This window comes from Azospirillum sp. NS33, assembly GCF_059703765.1.
This window is the reverse complement of sequence record NZ_BAAKJB010000040.1, coordinates 1-20,928: the sequence shown is the minus strand read 5'-3', so window position 1 is coordinate 20,928 and position 20,928 is coordinate 1. Positions and strand designations below refer to the sequence as shown.

Annotated in this window: 17 protein-coding genes; 7 read left to right on the top strand and 10 right to left on the bottom strand. The window is 73.7% G+C overall.

Annotation, left to right across the window (positions count from 1 at the left end; genetic code table 11):
* Positions 1-15: 15 nt before the first annotated feature.
* From AC6H2I_RS25890 to AC6H2I_RS25880, 3 genes are all read left to right on the top strand, one after another.
* Positions 16-1,026, top strand: coding sequence for an aldo/keto reductase (locus AC6H2I_RS25890; RefSeq protein WP_497503656.1), 1,011 nt, complete (start codon positions 16-18; stop codon positions 1,024-1,026).
* 103 nt (positions 1,027-1,129) lie between these two features.
* Complete coding sequence (locus tag AC6H2I_RS25885) at positions 1,130-1,864, top strand: extensin-like domain-containing protein (protein ID WP_497503655.1); 735 nt, start codon at positions 1,130-1,132, stop codon at positions 1,862-1,864.
* A 79-nt stretch (positions 1,865-1,943) separates the two neighbouring features.
* A complete protein-coding gene (locus AC6H2I_RS25880) occupies positions 1,944-2,573 on the top strand; it encodes an FMN-binding negative transcriptional regulator (RefSeq protein ID WP_497503654.1) in 630 nt (209 codons plus the stop codon).
* Between the two features lie 31 nt (positions 2,574-2,604).
* On the opposite strand, the gene AC6H2I_RS25875 is transcribed toward AC6H2I_RS25880, so the two are convergent.
* The 7 genes from AC6H2I_RS25875 to AC6H2I_RS25845 all read right to left on the bottom strand — a co-directional run bounded on the left by AC6H2I_RS25875 (position 2,605) and on the right by AC6H2I_RS25845 (position 10,144).
* On the bottom strand, positions 2,605-4,305 hold the full coding sequence (locus AC6H2I_RS25875) for a methyl-accepting chemotaxis protein (RefSeq protein WP_497503653.1): 1,701 nt from the start codon (positions 4,303-4,305) through the stop codon (positions 2,605-2,607).
* 215 nt (positions 4,306-4,520) lie between these two features.
* On the bottom strand, positions 4,521-5,309 hold the full coding sequence (locus AC6H2I_RS25870) for a MetQ/NlpA family ABC transporter substrate-binding protein (protein WP_497503652.1): 789 nt from the start codon (positions 5,307-5,309) through the stop codon (positions 4,521-4,523).
* A 20-nt stretch (positions 5,310-5,329) separates the two neighbouring features.
* Entirely contained in the window at positions 5,330-5,998 is a 669-nt protein-coding gene (locus AC6H2I_RS25865) for a methionine ABC transporter permease (protein WP_497503651.1), read from the bottom strand.
* Positions 5,964-7,028 carry a methionine ABC transporter ATP-binding protein gene (locus AC6H2I_RS25860; protein ID WP_497503650.1) on the bottom strand — a complete coding sequence of 355 codons (1,065 nt, stop codon included), beginning with the start codon at positions 7,026-7,028 and terminating at the stop codon, positions 5,964-5,966. Before AC6H2I_RS25860 ends, AC6H2I_RS25865 begins: the two co-directional genes overlap by 35 nt.
* A gap of 159 nt (positions 7,029-7,187) precedes the next feature.
* Positions 7,188-7,826, bottom strand: a complete 639-nt coding sequence (locus tag AC6H2I_RS25855; RefSeq protein WP_497503649.1) for a DUF6064 family protein — start codon at positions 7,824-7,826, stop codon at positions 7,188-7,190.
* Complete coding sequence (locus AC6H2I_RS25850) at positions 7,826-8,815, bottom strand: aldo/keto reductase (protein WP_497503648.1); 990 nt, start codon at positions 8,813-8,815, stop codon at positions 7,826-7,828. The genes AC6H2I_RS25855 and AC6H2I_RS25850 overlap by 1 nt, the downstream gene beginning before the upstream one ends.
* An 18-nt stretch (positions 8,816-8,833) precedes the next feature.
* Entirely contained in the window at positions 8,834-10,144 is a 1,311-nt protein-coding gene (locus AC6H2I_RS25845; protein ID WP_497503647.1) for a pentapeptide repeat-containing protein, read from the bottom strand.
* A 401-nt stretch (positions 10,145-10,545) separates the two neighbouring features.
* On the opposite strand from AC6H2I_RS25845, the gene AC6H2I_RS25840 reads away from it, so the two are divergent.
* Positions 10,546-11,325: an HAD family acid phosphatase gene (locus tag AC6H2I_RS25840; RefSeq protein WP_497503646.1), complete on the top strand. Its 780-nt coding sequence runs from the start codon at positions 10,546-10,548 to the stop codon at positions 11,323-11,325.
* Positions 11,326-11,370: 45 nt separating this feature from the next.
* Here the strand turns inward: AC6H2I_RS25840 and AC6H2I_RS25835 are convergent, their stop codons facing one another.
* The 3 genes from AC6H2I_RS25835 to AC6H2I_RS25825 all read right to left on the bottom strand — a co-directional run bounded on the left by AC6H2I_RS25835 (position 11,371) and on the right by AC6H2I_RS25825 (position 15,997).
* Positions 11,371-13,368: an ATP-binding protein gene (locus AC6H2I_RS25835; RefSeq protein ID WP_497503645.1), complete on the bottom strand. Its 1,998-nt coding sequence runs from the start codon at positions 13,366-13,368 to the stop codon at positions 11,371-11,373.
* Positions 13,365-13,880, bottom strand: coding sequence for a TOL_0243 family YfiR-like periplasmic protein (locus AC6H2I_RS25830; protein WP_497503644.1), 516 nt, complete (start codon positions 13,878-13,880; stop codon positions 13,365-13,367). The genes AC6H2I_RS25835 and AC6H2I_RS25830 overlap by 4 nt, the downstream gene beginning before the upstream one ends.
* 92 nt (positions 13,881-13,972) lie before the next feature.
* Positions 13,973-15,997 (bottom strand): TonB-dependent receptor plug domain-containing protein, encoded by a 2,025-nt coding sequence (locus tag AC6H2I_RS25825; RefSeq protein WP_497503643.1) that lies wholly within the window; start codon positions 15,995-15,997, stop codon positions 13,973-13,975.
* A 189-nt stretch (positions 15,998-16,186) separates the two neighbouring features.
* Here AC6H2I_RS25825 and AC6H2I_RS25820 point away from each other — a divergent pair, with 189 nt between their 5' ends.
* The 3 genes from AC6H2I_RS25820 to AC6H2I_RS25810 form a co-directional block, all read left to right on the top strand.
* On the top strand, positions 16,187-17,812 hold the full coding sequence (locus AC6H2I_RS25820; RefSeq protein WP_497503642.1) for an alpha-amylase family glycosyl hydrolase: 1,626 nt from the start codon (positions 16,187-16,189) through the stop codon (positions 17,810-17,812).
* A gap of 93 nt (positions 17,813-17,905) precedes the next feature.
* A complete protein-coding gene (locus tag AC6H2I_RS25815; protein ID WP_497503641.1) occupies positions 17,906-19,843 on the top strand; it encodes a sensor histidine kinase in 1,938 nt (645 codons plus the stop codon).
* 1 nt (position 19,844) lies between these two features.
* Positions 19,845-20,928, top strand: a 1,084-nt coding sequence (locus AC6H2I_RS25810; protein ID WP_497503640.1) for a DUF3369 domain-containing protein, incomplete at its 3' end; no start/stop codon positions are given.

Below are 20,928 nucleotides of genomic sequence, written 5' to 3'. Positions count from 1 at the left end.
ACAGAGGACACCGTCATGGACCACCGCACGCTCGGCACCCACGGCCCGCGGGTCTCGGCACTCGGACTCGGCTGCATGGGCATGTCCGCCCTCTACGGACCGGCCGACCGCGACGAGGGCATCGCCACCATCCACGCCGCGCTGGACGCCGGCGTCACCCTGCTCGACACCGGCGACTTCTATGGCATGGGCCACAACGAGATGCTGATCGGCGAGGCGCTGCGCGGCCGCCCGGGCGCCCGCGACCAGGCCCTGGTCAGCGTCAAGTTCGGCGCCCTGCGCGCGCCGTCCGGGGCATGGCTGGGATTCGACGCGCGGCCGGCGGCGGTGAAGACCTTCGCCGCCTACTCCCTGCAGCGCCTCGGCCTCGACCACATCGACATCTACCGCCCCGCCCGTCTCGACCCGCAGGTGCCGATCGAGGACACCGTCGGCGCCATCGCCGATCTGGTGGCGGCGGGGGTGGTGCGCCACATCGGCCTGTCGGAGGTGGGCGCGCAGACCATCCGGCGCGCCCACGCCGTCCACCCCATCGCCGACCTGCAGATCGAGTACTCGCTGATCTCCCGCGGCATCGAGGACGAGATCCTGCCGACCTGCCGCGAGCTGGGCATCGGCGTCACCGCCTACGGCGTGCTGTCGCGGGGCCTCATCAGCGGCCACTGGACCCGCGATCAAGGGACCGCGCCGGGCGACTACCGGGCCATGAGCCCGCGCTTCCAGGGCGCCAACCTGGAGCACAACCTGGACCTGGTGGAGCGGCTGCGGGCGGTCGCCGCGGCGCTGGGCGCCAGCGTGGCGCAGGTGGCGATCGCCTGGGTGGCGGGGCAGGGCGGCGACATCGTGCCCCTGGTGGGGGCGCGCCGCCGCGACCGCCTGGCCGAGGCGCTGGGGGGGCTGGACCTCGCCCTCTCCGACGCCGACCTGGCCGCCCTGGCCGAGGCGGTTCCGCCCGGCGCCGCCGCCGGCGCGCGGTACCCCGAGGCGCAGCAGGCGATGCTCGACAGCGAGCGCGGCCGGGGCTGACGGGGCAGGGCAGGGCACCCGGCCGCCGGGTGTGCGACGTCGCACACCCCGCGACCCCGGCGGCCGCTGGGACCCACCGGCCGCCGGGCGCGTTCACCACGGCATGAGCCCCGCCGCCCACCGGATTGCCGTCGCCGCCACGCTGGCGGCCCTCCTGGCCGCCGCCCTGGCCGTGGCGCTGGCCGAGTGGCGTGGCGTGGCGGTGGTGCCGGCGCGCTGGAACCCCTGGGCGCCGATCGACCTCACCCGACCGCCCACACCGCTCACGCGCTTCAAGCTGCACCGGCTGGAGGGCGAGGGCGCGGCGTGCCGGGCGGCGCTGGCGGCGACGCCGCTGGTCGCGGCGGCGGTGCCGGACCGCACCACCGGCCCCGGCTGCGGGTTCCGCGACGCGGTGCGGGTGGTGCGCTCGGGGGTGGGCTTCAACGGCCCCTTCGCCGTGACCTGCCCGCTTGCCGCGGCGTGGTCGCTGTTCGAGGCGCACACCCTGCAGCCGGCGGCGCGGCGCCATTTCGGCCAGGCGGTGGTCGCGGTGCGCCACCTCGGCAGCTACGCCTGCCGCAACCTCTACGGCCGGGCCGGCGGGCGGCGCAGCCAGCACGCCACCGCCAACGCCCTGGACGTCGCCGGCTTCACCCTGGCCGACGGCACCACCATCAGCCTGGTGGCCGACTGGGGCGCCCGCGGCGGGGCGGGGCAGGGGCCCCGGGCCGCGTTCCTGCGCGACCTGCGCGACGGCGCCTGCCGGGTCTTCGACACGGTGCTGGGGCCGGACTACAACGCCGCCCACCGCGACCATTTCCACCTGGACATGGGCAGCGGCCGGGTGTGCCGGTGAGCGGCCGCTTCCGCGGTCGCCCGGACGGTGCCACAGTGGGCCCACCCCTCGCCGCCCCCCGCCCCCGGAGCCACCCGCCATGTACGCCCCCGTCCCCTTCCGCGAGGACCGCGCCGCCGTCCTCCACGACGCGATCCGGCGCACCGGCCTCGCCACCCTGGTGACGGTGGGACCGGACGGGCCGGACGCGACGCCGCTGCCGATGCTGCTGGACCCCAGCGACGGGCCGTACGGGACGCTCACCGGCCACCTCGCCCGCGCCAACCCGCAATGGCGCGACGCCGCGGCGGGCGTGCCGGCGCTCGCCCTCTTCGCCGGCCCGGAGGCGTATGTCAGCCCGTCGTGGTACGCCGCCAAGGCGGAGACCGGAAAGGTCGTGCCGACCTGGAACTACGTCACGGTCCAGGCGCGCGGCCCCCTCGCCGTCTTCGAGGATGCGGAGTCGCTGCTGGCCCTGGTGAGCGCCCTGACCGACCGTCACGAGGCCGGGCGGCCCGACCCCTGGGCGGTGGCCGACGCGCCGGCCGGCTATGTGGCCGGCATGCTCAAGGGGATCGTCGGCGTCCGCCTGCGCATCGAGCGGCTCGAGGGCAAGTGGAAGACCAGCCAGAACCGGCCCCCGGCCGACCGGGCGGGGGTGGTCCGCGGCCTCGCCGGCGGCGACGCCGCCGCCCGGGCGATGGCCGCCCTGGTGGCCAGGGACGGCTGACGCGCCGCCGCCCCCCGCCGCCCGGGCCGGCTCAGGCGGCGCGCACCTCGGCCAGGAAGGTGTCGACGGCCATCTTCAGGCCGGCCGACTGCTCGGCCAGCGCGTCGGAGGCCACCTTCACCGTCGCGGCGGCGCTGCCGGTGTCGCCGGCCGCCTGCTGGATGCCGACGACGTTGCGCGTGACCTCGGCCGTGCCGGTGGCCGCCTCCTGGGCGTTGCGGCTGATCTCGGTGGTCGCCACGCTCTGCTGCTCCACCGACGCCGCCATCGCCCCGGTGCTGCGGTCGATGTCGGCCACCTGGGCCATGATGGCCTGCATCGCCTGCAGGGTGTTGGCTGCCGCGGCCTTCACCGCGGCGATCTGGCCGCCGATCTGCTCGGTCATGCCATGGGTCTGGCTGGCGAGGCTCTTGACCTCCTCGGCCACGACGGCGAAGCCGCGGCCGGCCTCGCCGGCGCGCGCCGCCTCGATGGTGGCGTTGAGCGCCAGCAGGTTGGTCTGGGCCGCCACCGTGTTGATCGCCGCCACCACGTGGTCGACCTGCTCCATGGCCGCGGCCAGCGCGTCCAGCTCGCGCCGTGCCGCGGTGGCGCCGTCGGCGGCGGCGCGGGACTGCCCGGCGGCGCTGCCGATCCGCTGCGACAGGTCGTGGATCGAGGCCGCCATCTCCTCCGAGGCGGTGGCGACGGTCTGGACGTTGGCGCTGGCCTGCTCGGCGGCGGCGGCCACCGCGGTGCTCTGGGCGCCCGCCTCGTCCACCGCCGCGGCAAGCTGGGCGGCGGTGGCCTGGAGCTCGGTGGCGGCCCCGCCGACCCCGCCGACGATGGTTCCGACCCGCGCCTCGAACCGGCCGGCCAGCTCCAACATCGCCTGGCGCTTCTCCGACTGGGCCCGCTCCTCGGCCTCGCGGGCCTCGCGCTCCATCTCGCGGGTGCGCAGCAGGTTGCGCTTGAAGACCTCGGCGGTGTCGGCGATCGCGCCGATCTCGTCGCGGCGTCCCACCCCGTAGACGGCGGTGTCGAGCCGGCCATCGGCCAGGCCGCGCAGGCAGGCGACCACCGCCTTGATCGGGCGGACGATGCCGAACGCCGACACCAGCCACCCCAGGCCCAGCGCCGTGGCCGTGCCGCCGGCGGCCAGGGCGACCAGCAGCAGGGTGCGCTGCTCGGCCTCGCGGGCGGCCCCCGCGGCGAGGCGGATGCCCTTGTCGTCGGTGTAGGCGATGTAGGCCTGCACCGCCGCGACCATGCGGTCGGCCTCGATGCGGCTTTCGTCCAGCAGGGCGACGATGGCGCGCTGGCGCTCGTCCAGGACCGTGGTCTCGCGGTCCCGGCCGGCGGCGTCGAGGGTGCGGTCGATCTCGGTTCCGTAGAGGTCGACCTCGTGCTCCACCGTGGCCAGCAGCCGCGCCTGCTCGGCGTCGGCGGTCTGCTTGGCGTGGCCCAGGATGTCCAGCACCTCCGCCCGGGTCGCGCCGATGGCGGTCACCACCGTGTCGAACGTCGTGGGGTCGGCGGCGAGCCGGTATTCGTCGCGGCTCAACACCACGGCCAGGCGGTTGAGATCGCCGCTGAGGCGGATCTCGTGGGCGGCCACGTCGATCCGCTCGGACGCCGCGCTCAGCGCCCCGAGGCTGTCGACCGCGAGGGTGGTGATCGCCGCGCACACCAGGCCCAGCAGCCCGATGATCGACAGGATCTTGGTGGACACCTTGAGGTGGGCGAGGGTCATGGCGTGTCGTCCGTTCCGGCTCTGGGATGCACGGACGCACAGTGGATCCCGCGGACGTTAACGGTCCGTTACTCGGGGTAGAAAAACAATATTGCTGCGCCTACCGATCGGTTTTGTTGCGCCGACCGGGACCGCCTATGGTCGTGTACGAAGTGAACGGAAGGCTCGGCGCCGCGGGTCCGGCCTCGCGCAGGGCCGCGAGGCCGGACGGTCGGTCACCAGGCCGGGGCGACGGCGCCCTTGAAGGTCTCCATGACGAACCGCTTCACCTCCGGGCTGTGGTAGGCGTCGAGCAGCGCGGCGACCCACGGCTTGCCCCGGTCGGCGCCGCGCACCGCGATGATGTTGGTGTAGGGGCTGTCCGCGCTCTCCCGGGCGATGGCGTCCTTGTTCGGGTCGAGGCCGGACTCCATGGCGTAGTTGGTGTTCACGGCCGCGGCGTCGACGTCGTCGAGCGAGCGCGGAAGCTGCGCTGCGTCCAGCTCGATGATCTCCAGGTTCCTGGGGTTCGCCACGATGTCCACCGGCGACGCCTTGAGGCCGGCGCCGTCGCGCAGCGTGATCAGCCCGTTGGCCTGCAGCAGCAGCAGCGCCCGGCCGCCGTTGGTCGGGTCGTTGGGCACCGCGACCTTGGCGCCGTCGCCCAGCTCGGCCAGGGATTTCACCGCCTTGGAGTAGATCCCCATGGGGAACACGACCGTCTTGCCGACGCTGACGAGGTCGTAGCCGCGGTCGGCCACCTGGTTGTCCAGGTAGGGCTCGTGCTGGAAGGAGTTGGCCTGCAGGTCGCCGTCGGACAGGGCCTGGTTGGGGATGACGTAATCGGTGAACTCGATGATCTCGATGTCGAGATCCGTCCGCGCGGCGACCGTCCGCACCTGCTCCATGATCTGGGCGTGCGGGCCGGCGGACACGCCGACCGTGATGGTTTCGGCGGTGGCCACCGCGGCGGAGGTCAGGGCGGCGACGCCGAGGGCGGCGCCGATCAGGCGGGCACGGAGCATGTCTCTTATCCTCGCGGGCTTCAGGATTTCAGGGTGCGCTTGTTGAAACGGCGGGCCAGGCGGTCGCCGGCCGACTGGACGATCTGCACCAGCACGACCAGGACGACCACCACGGCCAGCATCACCTCCGGCAGGAAGCGCTGGTAGCCGTAGCGGATGCCCAGGTCGCCCAGGCCGCCGCCGCCCACCGCCCCGACCATGGCCGAATAGCCGATCAGGCTGACCGCGGCCAGGGTGAGGCCGAGCGTGATCGACGACAGCGCCTCGGGCAGCAGGACCTTGCGGATGATCTGGAACGGCGTCGCCCCCATCGCCTGCGCCGTCTCGACCAGGCCGCGGTCGACCTCGCGCACCGCGCTCTCGACGATGCGGGCGATGAAGGGGATGGCGGCGACGGTCAGCGGCACGATCGCCGCCGCGGTGCCGATGGAGGTGCCGGCGACCAGGCGGGTGAACGGGATGATCGCCACCACCAGGATGATGAAGGGGGTCGAGCGGGCGATGTTCACGACCGCGCCGACGAGGCGGTTGAAGACGAGGCTCTCCAGCAGCTCGCCCCGGCCGGTGACCGCCAGCAGAACGCCGATGGGCAGGCCGACCGCGGTGCCGATCACCCCCGACACCGCCACCATGTGCAGCGTGTCGAGCGTCGCCTCAAACAGCAGCGCGATGATTTGCGGAGACAGCATGGCCGAGCACCTCGACTCCCAGGTTGTTCAGGGTGAGGAAGCCGATCGCCTCCTCGATGGCGGACGGCGCGCCCGCCGCCTCGACCACCAGGGTGCCGAAGGGGGCGCCCTGGATCTCGTCGATCTGGCCGTGCCAGATGTTCAGGTCGATGCCGTACGCGCGGCTCAGGTGGCTGATCACCGGGGTGGTGGCGCGCGCCCCGGTGAAGGTGATGCGCAGCACCGGGTGGCTGCCGGCGACCGGCGCCGGCGCCAGGCGCCCCTTCAGGCTGTCCGGCAGGCCGCGGTTGATCACCGGGTCGACGAAGCTGCGCGTCACCGCGGTCCGCGGGCGGGCGAAGATGTCGAAGACCGGGCCGGTCTCGATCACCCGGCCGCCCTCCAGCACCGCCACCTTGTGGCAGATCTCCTTGATCACCGCGATCTCGTGGGTGATCAGCACGATGGTCAGGCCGAGACGGCGGTTGATGTCCGCCAGCAGGTGCAGGATCTGCTCGGTCGTTTCCGGGTCGAGCGCCGAGGTCGCCTCGTCCGACAGCAGCACCTTGGGCTTGGAGGCCAGCGCCCGGGCGATGCCGACGCGCTGCTTCTGTCCGCCCGACAGCTCGGCCGGGTAGCGGTCGCGCTTGTCGGTCAGGCCGACCAGCTCCAGCAGCGGCTCGACCGCCGCGCGGATGCCGGCCCTGGGGGTGCCGACCAGCTCCAGCGGCAGCGCCACGTTGTCGAACACGGTGCGCGAGGACAGCAGGTTGAAGTGCTGGAAGATCATGCCGATGGTGTGGCGCGCGGCGCGCAGCTCGGCCGGCGTCAGCGCGGTCATGTCGACCCCGTCGACGCGGATGCGGCCGCGGGTCGGCGTCTCCAGCAGGTTGATGGTGCGCAGCAGGGTGCTCTTGCCGGCCCCGGAGCGGCCGATGATGCCGAAGATCTCGCCCCGCTCGATGGTCAGGGTGGTGTCGGCCAGCGCCGTCACCGGGGCGCTGCCGCCCCGTGCGGGGTAGGTCTTTTCGATGCTCTCGAGGGTGATCATGACGGGCCGGTGCCGTGCCAAGGGGAACGGGGGGATGCATCTTTTAGTCAGGGCCGCGCCACCATACCAGTGCGTTGTGGGGGCATCAGCCAACGGTGGGGTGCGCGCGGTTGCGCATCCGCAATACGGAAAATAGATGGCGATCTGTTTCCGTTCCGGCTAGCGCGGCGCCCGGTGTGCTGGACGGGCGGCAATGGCGATCGCGGCCGCGGCGGCCGGCGCCCAGGCGACGGGCGCGCCGAGCGTCGCCAGGGTCGCCGTGCTCGCCAGGCACCACAGCGCCGGCACCGCGAGCAGGGCGGTGCCCCACCGCCCGCCGCGCAGCACCAGGAACCCCAGGGTCGCCACGGCCGTCGGGTCCGGCGCCATGCCGAACAGCTCGGCCTCGGCCCACGGCCGCCCGGCCAGGGGGGCCAGCAGCGGGTGGCCGGCGACCCCCGCCGCCAGCAGCGCGGCACCGGCGAACCGCCGCCATCCCCGCGCCGCCGTGCCGTCTCCCGCGGTGCCGGCCAGGGCCAGCGCCAGGGCCTGCACCCAGAACGCGGGCGCGACGGACGGGGCGGCCCAGTTGACGCTGGCGTAGCGCTCCCAGAAGAAGCTCCAGCCGACGAAGGCCCACACCGCGCCCAGGGCGGGCGCCGCCCACCGCCGCGGCGCCACCGCCAGCGCGGCGCCGATCGCCAGCATCGCCAGCGGCAGCGGCCACCATGCGTCGTTCTGCAGGGCGAACAGGCGCCAGTAGACGCGGTCGGAGAACAGCAGGAAGTCCTCCGGCCTGTAGCTCCACCACACCGCCATCACAGGTCCCGCAGATGGGCGGCGATGCGGGCGCGCAGCGCCGCGTCGGGCATCGGCCCGGCGGCGGCGGCGAGGTTCTCGCGCACATGGTCGACCCGGGTCGTGGCCGGAATGGCCACGGTCACCGCGGGGTGGCTGACGATGAACTTGAGGATCAGCTGGGCCCAGCTCGCCGCCCCCGCCGCGGCCGCCCAGCCGGGCAGGGGCTCGCGCGCCAGGCGGCGGGTCAGCGCGCCCTGGCGGAACGGGCGGTTGACGATGACGGCGATGCCGCGCTCGCGCGCCAGCGGCAGGATGCGCTGTTCCACCGCGCGGTCCAGCGGGTTGTAGGTGACCTGGACGACGTCCAGGGGCCGCTCGCGCATCACCCGCTCGAACAGGTCGTGGCGCCGCCCCTCGGAGGTGGTGATGCCCACGTACCGCACGGCGCCGGCCGCCTTCATGGCCGCCAGGGTGTCGAGATGGGCCTCCCAGGCCAGCAGGTTGTGCACCTGCATCAGGTCGAACCGGGGCACGCCCCAGTGGCCGCGCGACTCCGCGATCTGGCCGGGCCCGGCGTCGGCGGAGGAGGTCCACACCTTGTCGGCGGAGAACAGCGCCGGCGGGCGCCCCAGCGCGGCCAGCCCGTGGCCGATCACCGCCTGGGAGGAGCCGTACATGGGCGAGCTGTCGATCATCGCCCCGCCGCCGGCGAAGAACGCCCCCATCACGGCCGCGCACTCCGCACGCAGCACCGGGTCGTCGCCGACGTTGAAGGTGATCCAGGACCCCAGCCCGACGGCGGGGATCGTCTCGCCGCTGGACGGGATGATCCGGCGTCCCGGCGCCGGTGCGGCGGCGGCGCCCTGGGCGCGGGGCCGCCGTGCCCCCAAGGCGGCGGCTCCGCCGGCCGCGAGAAGCCCCGTCAGCAGCGTTCGCCGGCTCGTTCTCATGGCGCCCTCCGTCGCGTGCACCGCCTTGATGTTGGCGGCGGCGGCGGCGCCGTCCACCCCCCTCCCGCCGGCCGGTCAGGCGCGGCGGGCGTGGGGCAGGGTCGAGGCGCTGGTGTCGGCCCGCGCGATGTCGCAGCCCCGCAGCTCCGCCCCGGCGAGGTTGCAGCCGGCGAGCGTCGCCCCGGCCAGCCGCGCCTGGGTGAGATCGGCGCCCCGCAGGTCGGCGTCGCCGAGGTCGGCGTTGCGCAGGTCGGCCGGCCATTCCCGGCCCGACACGGCGCCGCTGCGCGTGCGCAGCGCGATCGGCCGCAGCACGGCGTTGCGCAGCAGCGCCCCGCCGAGATCGGCGCCGCCCAGGGCCGCCCCCGCGAGGTCCGCGTGCTCCAGATTGGCCTCGCGCAGCGTCGCCCCCTTGAGCGAGGCCAGCTGCAGGCGGCAGTCGCGCAGATTGGCCTTGGCCAGGTTGCAGCCGTCCAGCATGGCGCCGCTGAGGTCGGAGCCTTCGAGGTCAAGCCCGGCGAGGTCGGCGGCGGGCAGGGCCAGCCGCTCGCCCTGCCGCCCGGCGGAGCCGATCCAGGCACGGTGCCCGTCGAGCTTCCGGCGCAGCTCCTCCGGCAGGTCCTTGCGGCGGCGCTGGAACACCGCCCCGTCGAGGGCCGCGCCGTGCCAGTCCGCCAGCGCCATGTCGACGTTGCGCAGCTCGGCGTCGCGGGCGTCGACGTTGCGGAACACCGCGCCGTCGATCCTGACATTGTTGAGTAGGGCGCCCTTGAGCTTGGCGCCGCTGAAATCGGCGCCGCCGAGGTCGCATCCCTCCAGATTGGCCGAGAACAGCCGGCTGTTGCGGAAGTCGGCACCGCGCAGGTTGGCGTGGGAGAGGTCGGCGCCGCTGAGGTCGGCCTCCTGAAAGCTGGCGCCGTCCACGGCGGCGGCGTCGTCGCCGTCGCCCTCCCCGGTCCTGCGGCGTGGCCGCCACTGCATCAGCTGCCCGGCGCGCAGGTCGGCGCGCGCCAGGGCGGCGCCGCGCAGGTTGGCGCGCAGGAAGTTGGCGCCGCGCAGATCGGCCGACACCAGGGAGGCGGCGGTGAGATCGGCCCCGGTCAGGCTGGCGCCGAACAGGTCCGCCCCGTCGAGGCGGACGTTCATCAGGCGCGCCCGTTCGAAATTGGCGCCGGAGAGCACCGCGTCGCGCAGGTCGAGGTTGGACAGGGTCACCCCCGACAGGTCCGTGCCCTTCAGGATCAGGCGCCGGCCGTTGGGGCGCCGCTCCAGGTAGAGGCGGTGGCGGGCCAGACCCAACGCAAGCTCCTCCATGTCCGGGCCGGCGGCACCGAACTTGGCGGGGGGTGTCCCCCGGTTGGTCGGGATTGTTGCCTCCGCGGTCATCGTCAGATCCCCCCGCTGCCGCCGGAACGCCCCGGCGGCGGGTGGCGACTAAGCAATGTTCGTGCCGTGCAAAGCGGAGCCCGCGGCCCTTGGAATCGGCCGATGGTGGCCGGTCACCGGCCGCTGCGGCCGGGTGCGCCGCCGGGATCACCGGTGCCGACCCGCACCGTGCGATGCAGCTTGCGAATCCTGGGGCGATCGCCCGGCCGGCGGCGCGGGTCGGACGCCAGTCGCCGGACACAGTGATCGCCCTGCCTGGGGAGCAATCACAGCCACATTCCGAAGTGAAATCCCAATGTTATATTCATAATACTGACGCTTATCACCGCTACGGTCGAACACACGCAGCGAACGAGGCAGGAAAAATGTTTAAGTCCATGATTTGCGCCGGGGTTTTCACCATGCTGGCGACGACGGCGCTACACGCGCAGGAGCGGCCGGACAGCAACGCGCTCGGCTATGCGGTGGCGTGGAAGCAGACGGCGGCGGAGTACCGGGCGCTGTACCACCAGGGCTTCAACATCGCCCGCATGCACGTGGAGGCCGCCCTTGCCAAGCGCAAGGACGGTGACAAGCCGCTGGCCATCTCCACCGACCTGGACGACACGCTGGTGCTGCCGCTGGAGTACTGGGGCCGCCTGATCACGGACAACGGCGAGTTCTTCGACGATCCCCTGTGGGATCGCTGGATCCCCACCGACGGCATGGTGCCGTCACCGGGTGCCAAGGAGTTTCTCGAGTTCTGCGCCAAGAATGGCGTCGAGATCTTCTACATCACCTCGCGCGACCAGGGCGAGTCCACCTACGACCTGGCGCGCCAGAACATCAAGGCGATGGGCTTCCCCTACGCGGGCGACGATCACCTGACGGTTCTGCGGGACACCTCCAACAAGGAAAACCGCCAGAACGAGATCATGCAGCAGTACGACGTGGTGGTCTTCCTGGGGGACAGCCTCAACGATTTCCGGCGCAAGTACTACATCAAGAACGACGTGGCCGGCCGCATCGCCGCCATGGAGGCGGACAAGGACCTGTACGGCTCCAAGTACGTCCTGTTCCCCAACCCCACCGACGGGCACTGGATCGCCGCCATCTTCGGCGAGTCCGAGCCGCCGGCGAGCCCCGAAAACCTCGCCAAGCTGAAGAAGGCCGCGACCAGCACCGCCTGGGACGGCAAGTAGGGGACGGCAAGCGGGGGGGCCGCAGCGCCCCGACTCCGCGCGGTCTCAGGGCTTGGCGAGGTGCGACCGCAGCATGCGGTGCACCGCGTCGCGGGTGATGGGCTTGCCCAGATGGTCGTCCATCCCCGCGGCCAGGCAGTCCTCGCGATCCTCCGTCAGCACGTTGGCGGTGAGGGCGACGATGATCTGGCGCCGCGCGGACGCGGTCCCCGCGGCCGCACCGGCTTCCAGGGCGCGGATGCGGCGGGTCGCCTCGAACCCGTCCATCCGCGGCATCTGGCAGTCCATCAGCACCAGGTCGTAGCGGCCGGGCCGCCAGAGGTCGAGCGCCTCGACCCCGTCGCGCGCGGTGTCGACGGTGCAGCCGAAGCGGCCCAGCAGGGCGCGGGTGACCTCGGCGTTGATGGCGTTGTCCTCCACCAGCAGGACATGGCCGCTGGTCGGCCCCGCGGCGGTCTCGGCGGCCGGCGGCGGCGCGTCCGGTGCGTCCCTGCCCCGGCGGAGGCGGATGCGCACGTGGAAGGTGGAGCCCTGTCCCGGTTCGCTCTCCACCGTCAGGTCGCCGCCCATCCGCACCGCCAGGTCGCGGGCGATGGTCAGGCCCAGCCCGGTGCCGCCGTAGCGGCGGGTGGTGGAGCCGTCGGCCTGGGCGAAGGCGTCGAAGATGCGCTCGCGCGCCGCGGGGGCGATGCCGATGCCGGTGTCCTGCACGGCGATGGCCACCGCCACAGTCCCGGTCGTGCCGCCACCGGCCTCCGGCTCCGCGGCGTCGGCCGGCTCCACCGTCACCGAGATCGTGCCGCGCTCGGTGAACTTCACCGCGTTGCCCAGCAGGTTGACCAGGATCTGGCGCAGCCGGTTCGGGTCGCCCTCCACGGCCGCCGGCACGGCGGCGGCGATGCGCCGGTGCAGGGCCACGCCCTTGGCCCGGGCGCGGGGGGTGAAGCCGTCGCACACGTCCGCGACCAGGGCGTGCAGGTCGAACGGGATGGTTTCCAGCTCCAGCTTGCCGGCCTCGATCTTCGACAGGTCGAGGACGCTGTTGATAAGGCCGAGGAGGGTGACCGCCGAGGCCCGCGCGGTGTCGGCGAAATGGCGCTGGCGGTCGTCGAGGTCGCCGTCCAGCAGCAGCTCCAGCATGCCCAGCGTGCCGTTCATCGGCGTGCGGATCTCGTGGCTCATGTTGGCCAGGAACTGCGATTTGGCCCGGCTCGCCGCCTCCGCCGCCTCCTTGGCCAGGCGCAGGTCGGCCACCGAGCGCTCGAGGTCGGCGGTGCGCGCCGCCACCTCGCGCTCCAGGTTGGCGCGGTGGTCGGCCAGCGCCCGGTCGCGCTGCTCGATCTGCGCCAGCATGCCGTTGAAGCCGTCGATCAGGACGCCCAGCTCGTCGCCGCCGCTGCGCGGCACGCGCACGGCGTAGTCGCCGCCAGCGGCGATCCGCGTCACCGCCGCCTGGAGGCGGCGGATCGGCTCCGAGATCAGGCGTTGCAGCACCAGCGAGAGGACCGCGGCGGCCAGCAGGGCCAGGGCGGTGATGGCGGCGGCCTTGGCGATGTAGGCGCGCAGCCGCGCGGTGAGGTGGCCGAGGTCGGCGGCGATGCCGACGCGCCCCAACCGCTCGCCCTCCAGCATCACCGGGCGGACCACCACCAGGGACTGGCCGTCGATGCGGCTGCCGGGATCGAGGGCGGCCGGGGCGGCCGGCAGCACCGGCGGCGGCCCCGGGCCGTCGGGCCGGTAGACGGCCAACGTGTTTCCGTCCGCGTCGACCACCCAGGCGAGGCGGACATGGGCCTGGGCCTGCAGCGCGCCCAGGGTGTCGGCCGCGGCGTCGGGGTCGGAGAAGGCGAGGGGGGCGGCGAGGTTGCTGGCCATCACCCGGGCGACGCTGTCGAGCTCCTCCACCGCCTGGTGGCGCATGGACTCCATGACGTCGACGGCCAGCGCCGCCGCGGTGCCGACGATGCCCAGCCCGCACACCACCAGCATGATCGCGATCAGCTTCCTGGCGATGGGGAGGTCGCGGAAGATGCGGACGATCATGACGGGCCCCCGACGATCCGGGCCAATCGGAGCACCTGGGAGCTCAAGGTGACGGCGCTTCCCTCCAGGGCCGCCAGGTTGACCTCGAAGCGTACGCGCCCGTCGGCGAGGTACAGGTTGATCGCCCCGCCGCGCCGGGCGAACCCGTCGCTGTCGCCGACGGTCAGCACCGGCCGCCCCTGGAGGCTCGGGGCGAGCGCCGCGAAATCCTCGACGGCGGGGCGCGCGACGAAGAGGAGATGGCAGGGGGCCACCGCGTCCAGGCCGACCTCGCGCACCACCAGACGGCGCTGGCCCGCCGGTTTGCCGTCGAGGGTGGCGAGGGCGTGTCCGAACGGGTTGCCGCCGGCGACGCACACCACCAGCGGCGCCCCCGGGCCGGCGAAGGCGTCGGGCGGCCAGGAGCCGAACTTGGCGAAGTTGTAGACGAACGCGGCCTTCAGCTCGTACTCCCCCACCGGAACCGTTTGCGCCGCCGCGCCGTGGCCACACCCCGGCGCGAGGCCCAGCATCGCCCCGACCGCACCGCCCATGACGGTGCGGAGGACGCGTTGGCCGCAAGGCCGCCGGGGGCTCCGCGTCATCATGGTGGCGCACCCGCCGTTCAAAACCGCCGGGTCACTCTGGCGTAGACCCCCCGCTCCACCCGGCTGGGCGTCTGGTCGATGGTGGTGAACGCCGATTCCAGACGGTCGGACCCGATCAGGTTCTGGCCCACCACCGCCAGCTCCCACCCCTCCGCCGGCCGCCAGCCCAGGCGCACGTCGACGGTGGCGTAGCCGTCCGGCCCGCCCTCGCCGGTGTGGTCGACCGCCCGCAGCGCCAGGTCGAGCTGGAGATCCTCGGTCAGGTCGTGGGACGAGCGCACGACGAACTGGTGGACCGGGCTGCCGTCCTCGGCGGTCGCCGCCGCCTGGTCGCCGGCGGCCGAGGATGCCTTCGGTTCGAGGTCCATCCACAGCGCGCTGTACGCGCCGCGCAGGCGCCAGCCGGGGCGCACGTCCCATTCGGCCGCGACCTCGACGCCGTATGTGTGGCCTTCCAGCCCGTTGCGCGCGACCAGCGGCACCAGCAGGTACGGCATCGGCCCGCCGACCACGGTCGGGCTGGCCGCCTCGAAGCTGCGGAGATCGGAATAGACATTGTAGTAGGCGGCCACGTCCAGCGACACCGCCGGCACCGGCCGGACGCGGTAGCCCGCCTCGTAGGCGACGACGCTTTCCGAGGCCACGGACTCGCTGCCCATCAGCGACAGGGCGACCGGCAGGCCGCCGGGCACCGGCACCACCTGCTGGATGCCGGTGAAATCGCGCTCCGAGCGCGAGGGCGTGCGCACCGCCCGCGACACCGCCGCCCACACCGACTGGTCGGCGTCCGGCGTCCAGGTGGCGCGCAAGGTCGGCTGCACGGCGAACCCGGCGTAGTCGGTGTGCTCGATCTTGGTGCCGACGGTGAGGGTGAGGGTGGCGGGAACCAGGGTGACGGTGTCCTGGACGAAGGCGCTGAACAGGGTGTCGGTTTCGCTCGGCGGGTCGGCCTGGATCAGCCCGCCGGCGATCCGGCTGCGGTACCAGCGGGCCCCCATCCCCCACACCAGGTCGTGGCCTTGGGCGGGTGCGAGGCGGTGTTCCACCTCGAGGTCGGCGGTCTCCTCCAGGAAGTCGCCGAGCACGCTGTCGAAGCGGTTGTTCTGGTAGTAGACCTGGACGGCGAGGTGCGAGCGGTCGGACAGGGTGCGGTTCCAGCGCGCCCGCAGGCTGGCCGTGCCCTCGTCGGAATCGGCCGGCACCGCGCGCGACCAGGGCGGCCCGAACACCGGGGCGAAGGTGACGTCCTCGTTGCGGCCGTGCAGGATGTCGCCCTGCAGCGTCACCGTGTCGCGGGCGGACAGGGTCAGGTCGGCGCGGCCGCCGGCGCGGCGGAACCGGCTCTTGTCCTCCAGCGATCCCGGGCCGGCCTCGCCGCCGGCGTCGCGGGCGCCGAACTCGCCATAGACCCTGAAATGGCCGATGTCGCCGATCCGCCCGCCATGGCGCAGGCCGAGATGGCCGCGCTCCTCGGTGCCCGCGGTGGCGGTCGCCAGGGTGCCCTGGGTTTCGGCGGCCGGCTTGGTGACGATGTTGATGACGCCGTTGACGGCGTTGGCGCCCCACAGCGACGCGCCGGGGCCACGCACCACCTCGATGCGGTCGATGTCCTCCAGGAACGCCCCCTCGCGTTCCCACAGGATGCCGGAGAACAGCGGGGTGTAGGCGCTGACGCCGTCGATCAGCACCAGCAGCTTGTTGGAATCGCGCCCGTTGAAGCCGCGCGCCGTGACGAACCACTTGTTGGCGCCGATGCGGGTCACCTGGACGCCGGGCACCAGGCGCAGGGCGTCGGGGATGCTGACGACGCCGGACCGGCGGATCTCCTCCCCGGTCAGCACGAACACCGCCGCCGCCGTGTCGCCCAGACGCTGCGGCCGCTTGGCGGCGGAGGTCACGGTGACCTCGATGGACATCAGCTCCTCGAGGCTGAGCGTGGTCAGGTCGCCGCCGGTCAGCGCCGCCCGCGCATCGGCCGATCCCAGCGCCAGGCACACGCCGGCCAGGCCACCGAGGCCCCTCCTGCAGACAGTCCCCCGCATCGCCTTCCCCCACCGGCCGGCCGTCCCGGGCACCGCGAACCGGGACGCCCGCCTCCGCGGCCCTGAAAAAACTTTAGGCCAAAACTAATACGTTGCCGGGGCGAATGGAACAACCGTCCGGAACCGCGTCCGGGCGTTGCTGTTGGCCACCCGGGATGGCGCCGCGGCGCGCGGCCACGGAGGATCTTCATGAACGAACCCGTGTGGTGGAAGCGGGGCACCGTCTACCAGGTGTACCCACGCTCGTTCCAGGACAGCGACGGCGACGGGATCGGCGATCTCGACGGCATCCGCGGCCGCGTCGACCACCTGCGGTGGCTGGGCGTCGACGCCCTCTGGGTCTCGCCGATCTATCCCTCGCCGATGGCCGATTTCGGCTACGACGTGGCCGACTACACCGGCGTCCACCCGCTGTTCGGCGACCTCGCGGCCTTCGACGCCCTGGTGGCCGAGGTGCACCGCCGCGGCATGCACCTCATCCTCGATTTCGTGCCCAACCACAGCTCCGATGCCCATCCGTGGTTCCGCGAATCACGGGCCTCGCGGGACAACCCCAAGCGGGACTGGTACATCTGGCGCGACCCGGCCCCGGACGGCGGGCCTCCGACCAACTGGCTGTCGGAGTTCGGCGGCAGCGCCTGGGCCTTCGACCCGGGCACCGGCCAGTACTATTACCACGCCTTCCTCGACCGCCAGCCCGACCTGAACTGGCGCAACCCGGAGGTCGTCGCGGCCATGCACGACGTCCTGCGCTTCTGGATGGAGCGGGGCGTCGACGGCTTCCGCGTCGACGTGATCTGGCACCTGATCAAGGACGACCGCTTCCGCGACAACCCGCCCAACCCCGGCCACCAGCCGGGCGACGCCCCCAACCGCGCCGTCATCCCCCGCTACACCGCCGACCGGCCCGAGGTGCACGGGGTGATCGAGGGCCTGCGCGCGGTGGTCGACGAATACCCCGACCGCCTGCTGATCGGCGAGATCTACCTGCCGGTGGACCGGCTGGTGGCCTATTATGGCCGGGACCTCAGGGGCGTGCACCTGCCCTTCAACTTCCAGCTCCTGCAGACCGAATGGCACGCCGGGCCGCTGGCCGCGCTGATCCGCGAGTACGAGGACGCGCTGCCCGCCGGCGGCTGGCCCAACTGGGTGCTGGGGAACCATGACAAGCCGCGCATCGCCAGCCGGGTCGGCCAGACCCAGGCGCGGGTCGCCGCCATGCTGCTTCTCACGCTGCGGGGCACGCCGACCCTCTACTACGGCGACGAGATCGGCATGTGCGACGTGGCCATCCCGCCGGGGCAGGTGCAGGACCCGTTCGAGCGCAACGTGCCGGGTCTCGGCCTCGGCCGCGATCCCCAGCGCACGCCGATGCTGTGGACCGGCGAGCCGGGCGCCGGGTTCACGACCGGCGCGCCGTGGCTGCCGCTGGGCGGCGATGCCGGAACCCGCAGCGTCGCCGCCCAGCGCGACGATCCCGACAGCCTCCTCACCCTGTACCGGCGCCTGATCGCGCTGCGCCGCGCCGAACCGGCGCTGCACGCCGGCGCCATCGCCATGGTGGAGGCGCGCGGCGACGTGCTGGCGTACCGCCGCCACCACGGGGACCGCTCCTTCCTGGTCGCCCTCAACCTCGGCCCGTCGCCGCAGCGGCTCGCGCTGCCCGGCGGCATCCCCCGGTGCCGGGTGCTCCTGTCGACCGACCGCCGGCGCGACGGCGCCGACGCCGCGGGCGTGCTGGATCTCGCGCCCGGGGAAGGGGTGGTCGCGGCGCCCCTCGACGGCCCCGCGCGGCACGGCGGCGCACCGCCTTGACCCCGGGCCGGTGCCTTGCCATGCTCTCCCCTGGCGTGTGCGCGGACGACGTCCTTCGCGGGTGCAAGAAGGCGGCAGCGGTGGCAACAGTCGATGGGGCTTCTTGACGGACCGGCAGGCGCGGGGAATGGCGGGGCGGCCGCGTCGCGCCTGTTCCTCGGCGTGTTCGTCGGGCTGACGGTCGCCCTGCTCGTGCTGTGGGGCACGCCCCACTATTTCGAGGCCCTGCTGGAGAACGGCCGGCTGCGCCTGGCCGCGCGGGACGCGGTGGAGCGCACCCGCGACGCCATCGGCAAGGCCCTGCTCGACAACACCGCCGACCTCAAGATCGTCGCGGCGGGGCGCGCGCTGCAACGGCTCGCCGCGGGCGACGCCACGGCCCTCCCGGAGGTGACCGAGGACTTCGCGACGGTCGTCCGGGAAAAGGCCTACATTGCCCGCCTGCGCTACCTCGACGGCGGCGGGAGGGCGGTGATCCGGGTCGACGAGGGGGCGGCCGGCAGCGCCGTCGTCGTCGCCCCCCCGTCCCCCGGCCCCTCCGGCGGCCCGGCCCCCGACCCCCACGACCGGGCGCTGTTCGAACAGGCGGCCGGGCTGCCGGAGGGCGGGCTGTTCATCGCACCGATCGCCCTCGACCGCGAGGGCGGCGCCGTGGTCGTGCCGTGGCGGCCGTTGCTGCGGCTGGCGTCGCCGGTCCGCGCCGCCGCCCCGGGCGGCGGTGCCGTGGTGGTGGCGGACATCGCGGTCGGTGACCTGCTGGCCACCGTCGGCCCGCCGCACCCCGGCGAGCCCACCTCCTTGCAGGTGCTGGACCGTGCCGGCTACTGGCTGGCCGGGGCGCCGGCCGACCAACTCTGGGGCGCCAGCGTCGGCCGCGACACCACCATGGCGGTCCAGGACCCGGCGACCTGGCGGCGCGTCACCGCGGGCGCGGCCGGGGCCTTCGAGCACGCCGGCGGGCATGTCGTCCACCGCTCGCTGGACGCCGCCGCGTACGTCGCGACCGTCGGCGCCGCGACGGCGGTGCGCGGCGACGGCGCGGTGTGGACCGTCCTGGCCACCGTGCCGCCGCTGTCGCTGGCCGCGATGGCGGCGCCGGGCAGCCTGGCGATCCTGGGCGCCGGGATCGCCGCCGCCGCCCTGGCCGCCCTGGGATGGACGCGGGTGGTGTCGGAGCGCCGCGCGGCGGAGGCGGGCCGGCGGCGGGCCGAGATGGAACTGGTGCGCCTGGAACGCCTGGCCGGGCTGGGGGCTCTGGTCGCCGGTGTCGCCCACGAGCTGAACACGCCCATTGGCAACGCCGTCACCGTGGCCAGCACCATGGAACAGATGGCCGAGCGCTTCGCCGCCGATGTGGCGGCGGGGCCGGTCCGCCGCTCGGTGCTCGACGGCTTCGCCGCGGAGATGCGCAAGGGAAGCGCCATCGTCCTGCGCGGCCTGGACCGGGCGAACGGGCTGATCGGCCATTTCAAGCAGGTGGCGGTCGACCAGACCAGCGAGCAGCGCCGCGCGTTCCGCGTCGCCGACCTGGTGAGCGACATCGTCGACACCCTGGGCCCGCAGTTCCGACACGACGCCGTCGTGCTGGACACCGATCTGCGGTCCGCCGCCGTGCTCGACAGCTACCCCGGGGCGCTCGGGCAGGTGCTGCTCAACCTGATCGGCAACGCCCGCACCCACGGCTTCGCCGACGGCGCCGCCGGCCGCGTCACCGTCGCCGCCCGCGACCTGGTGCCCGCCCGGGTGGAGATCGTGGTCCGCGACACCGGCCGGGGCATGCCCCCGGACCTGCTGCGGCGCGCCTTCGAGCCCTTCGTGACCACCCGCCTCGGCCAGGGCGGCAGCGGTCTGGGGCTTGCCGTCGTCCACAACATCGTCACCACCGTGCTGGGCGGCACCATCGACGCGCAGAGCCGTCCCGGGGCCGGGACCACCATGACCGTGCGCATACCCGTATCCGCACCGGCCGGTGCGGACATTCAGGCAGGGAGGACATACGATGTCGGACGGAGCGCCGAACGGACCGGATGACGTGGTTCCCATCCTGGAGGACGGGGAGGGCGGGACCGGACGGACGGACGGGGCGGCGGTGCCGGGCTGGCGCATCCTGGTGGTCGACGACGACGACGACGTGCACGAGACCACCGCCTTCGCCCTCAGCGGCGCGACGGTCCTCGGCCGCCCGCTGGACCTGCTGCACGCCCGCTCCGCCGCCGAGGCCTGGCAGCGGGTGCGGGCGACGCCCGACATCGCGGTGGCGCTGGTCGACGTGGTGATGGAGACGCCGGACGCCGGGCTGCGGCTGGTGCGCGAGCTGCGGGCGGCGGGCCACGACGCCATGCGCATCGTCCTGCGCACCGGCCAGCCGGGATACGCGCCGGAGCTGTCGGTGATCGCCTCCTACGAGATCGACGACTACCGCACCAAGGCCGAGCTGACGCGCACCCGTCTGCTCACCGTGCTGACCGCCAGCGTCCGCGCCTACGACCAGATCCGCACCATCGCCCGCAGCCGCGCCGGGCTGGAGATGATCGTGGAGAGCTCGACCCGGCTGTTCCAGCGCACCAACCTGGAGCTGTTCGCGCGCGGCGTGCTGACGCAGATCGCCGCCCTGCTGCGGGTCCAGCCCAACGGCATCGTCGGCGTCGGCGGCGTCGGCGGCGACAGCGGCGCGGCGCGGGTGGTCAGCGCGCTCGGCCGCTTCGCCGCCTGCGCCGGGGCCACGGTCGACGCCCTCGGCGATGCCGATCTGCGCGACCTGCTGCACGCCGTGCGCGGCACCGACGAGCCGGTGACGAAGGACGGGTACACCGCGCTGCACGTCCGCAGCGAGAGCGGGCGCGAGCTGTCGGCCCTGGTGGAGGCGGGGCGCGCGGTCGACCCCCAGGACCTCACCCTGCTGAAGCTGTTCGCCACCAACATCGGCATCGGCTTCGAGAACCTGACGCTGGTGGAGCGCCTCGACCGCCTCGCCCACGTCGACCCGGTGCTCGACGTGCCCAACGTCAACGCCCTGGAGGCGGCGCTGCACGCCCGGGTGCAGGACGGCTGGGCCGGGGGCCGGATCGCCCTGGTGCGGGTGGACGCCTACCGGTCGGTCGTGGCGGCCTACGGCA

Bases quoted from the DNA above. Each gene is read 5' to 3' on its own strand.
- AC6H2I_RS25890 (WP_497503656.1), top strand. From the start codon at position 16: ATGGACCACCGCACGCTCGGCACCCACGGCCCGCGGGTCTCGGCACTC.
- AC6H2I_RS25885 (WP_497503655.1), top strand. From the start codon at position 1,130: ATGAGCCCCGCCGCCCACCGGATTGCCGTCGCCGCCACGCTGGCGGCC.
- AC6H2I_RS25880 (WP_497503654.1), top strand. From the start codon at position 1,944: ATGTACGCCCCCGTCCCCTTCCGCGAGGACCGCGCCGCCGTCCTCCAC.
- AC6H2I_RS25875 (WP_497503653.1), bottom strand. From the start codon at position 4,305: ATGACCCTCGCCCACCTCAAGGTGTCCACCAAGATCCTGTCGATCATC.
- AC6H2I_RS25870 (WP_497503652.1), bottom strand. From the start codon at position 5,309: ATGCTCCGTGCCCGCCTGATCGGCGCCGCCCTCGGCGTCGCCGCCCTG.
- AC6H2I_RS25865 (WP_497503651.1), bottom strand. From the start codon at position 5,998: ATGCTGTCTCCGCAAATCATCGCGCTGCTGTTTGAGGCGACGCTCGAC.
- AC6H2I_RS25860 (WP_497503650.1), bottom strand. From the start codon at position 7,028: ATGATCACCCTCGAGAGCATCGAAAAGACCTACCCCGCACGGGGCGGC.
- AC6H2I_RS25855 (WP_497503649.1), bottom strand. From the start codon at position 7,826: ATGGCGGTGTGGTGGAGCTACAGGCCGGAGGACTTCCTGCTGTTCTCC.
- AC6H2I_RS25845 (WP_497503647.1), bottom strand. From the start codon at position 10,144: ATGACCGCGGAGGCAACAATCCCGACCAACCGGGGGACACCCCCCGCC.
- AC6H2I_RS25840 (WP_497503646.1), top strand. From the start codon at position 10,546: ATGCTGGCGACGACGGCGCTACACGCGCAGGAGCGGCCGGACAGCAAC.
- AC6H2I_RS25835 (WP_497503645.1), bottom strand. From the start codon at position 13,368: ATGATCGTCCGCATCTTCCGCGACCTCCCCATCGCCAGGAAGCTGATC.
- AC6H2I_RS25830 (WP_497503644.1), bottom strand. From the start codon at position 13,880: ATGCTGGGCCTCGCGCCGGGGTGTGGCCACGGCGCGGCGGCGCAAACG.
- AC6H2I_RS25825 (WP_497503643.1), bottom strand. From the start codon at position 15,997: ATGCGGGGGACTGTCTGCAGGAGGGGCCTCGGTGGCCTGGCCGGCGTG.
- AC6H2I_RS25820 (WP_497503642.1), top strand. From the start codon at position 16,187: ATGAACGAACCCGTGTGGTGGAAGCGGGGCACCGTCTACCAGGTGTAC.
- AC6H2I_RS25815 (WP_497503641.1), top strand. From the start codon at position 17,906: ATGGGGCTTCTTGACGGACCGGCAGGCGCGGGGAATGGCGGGGCGGCC.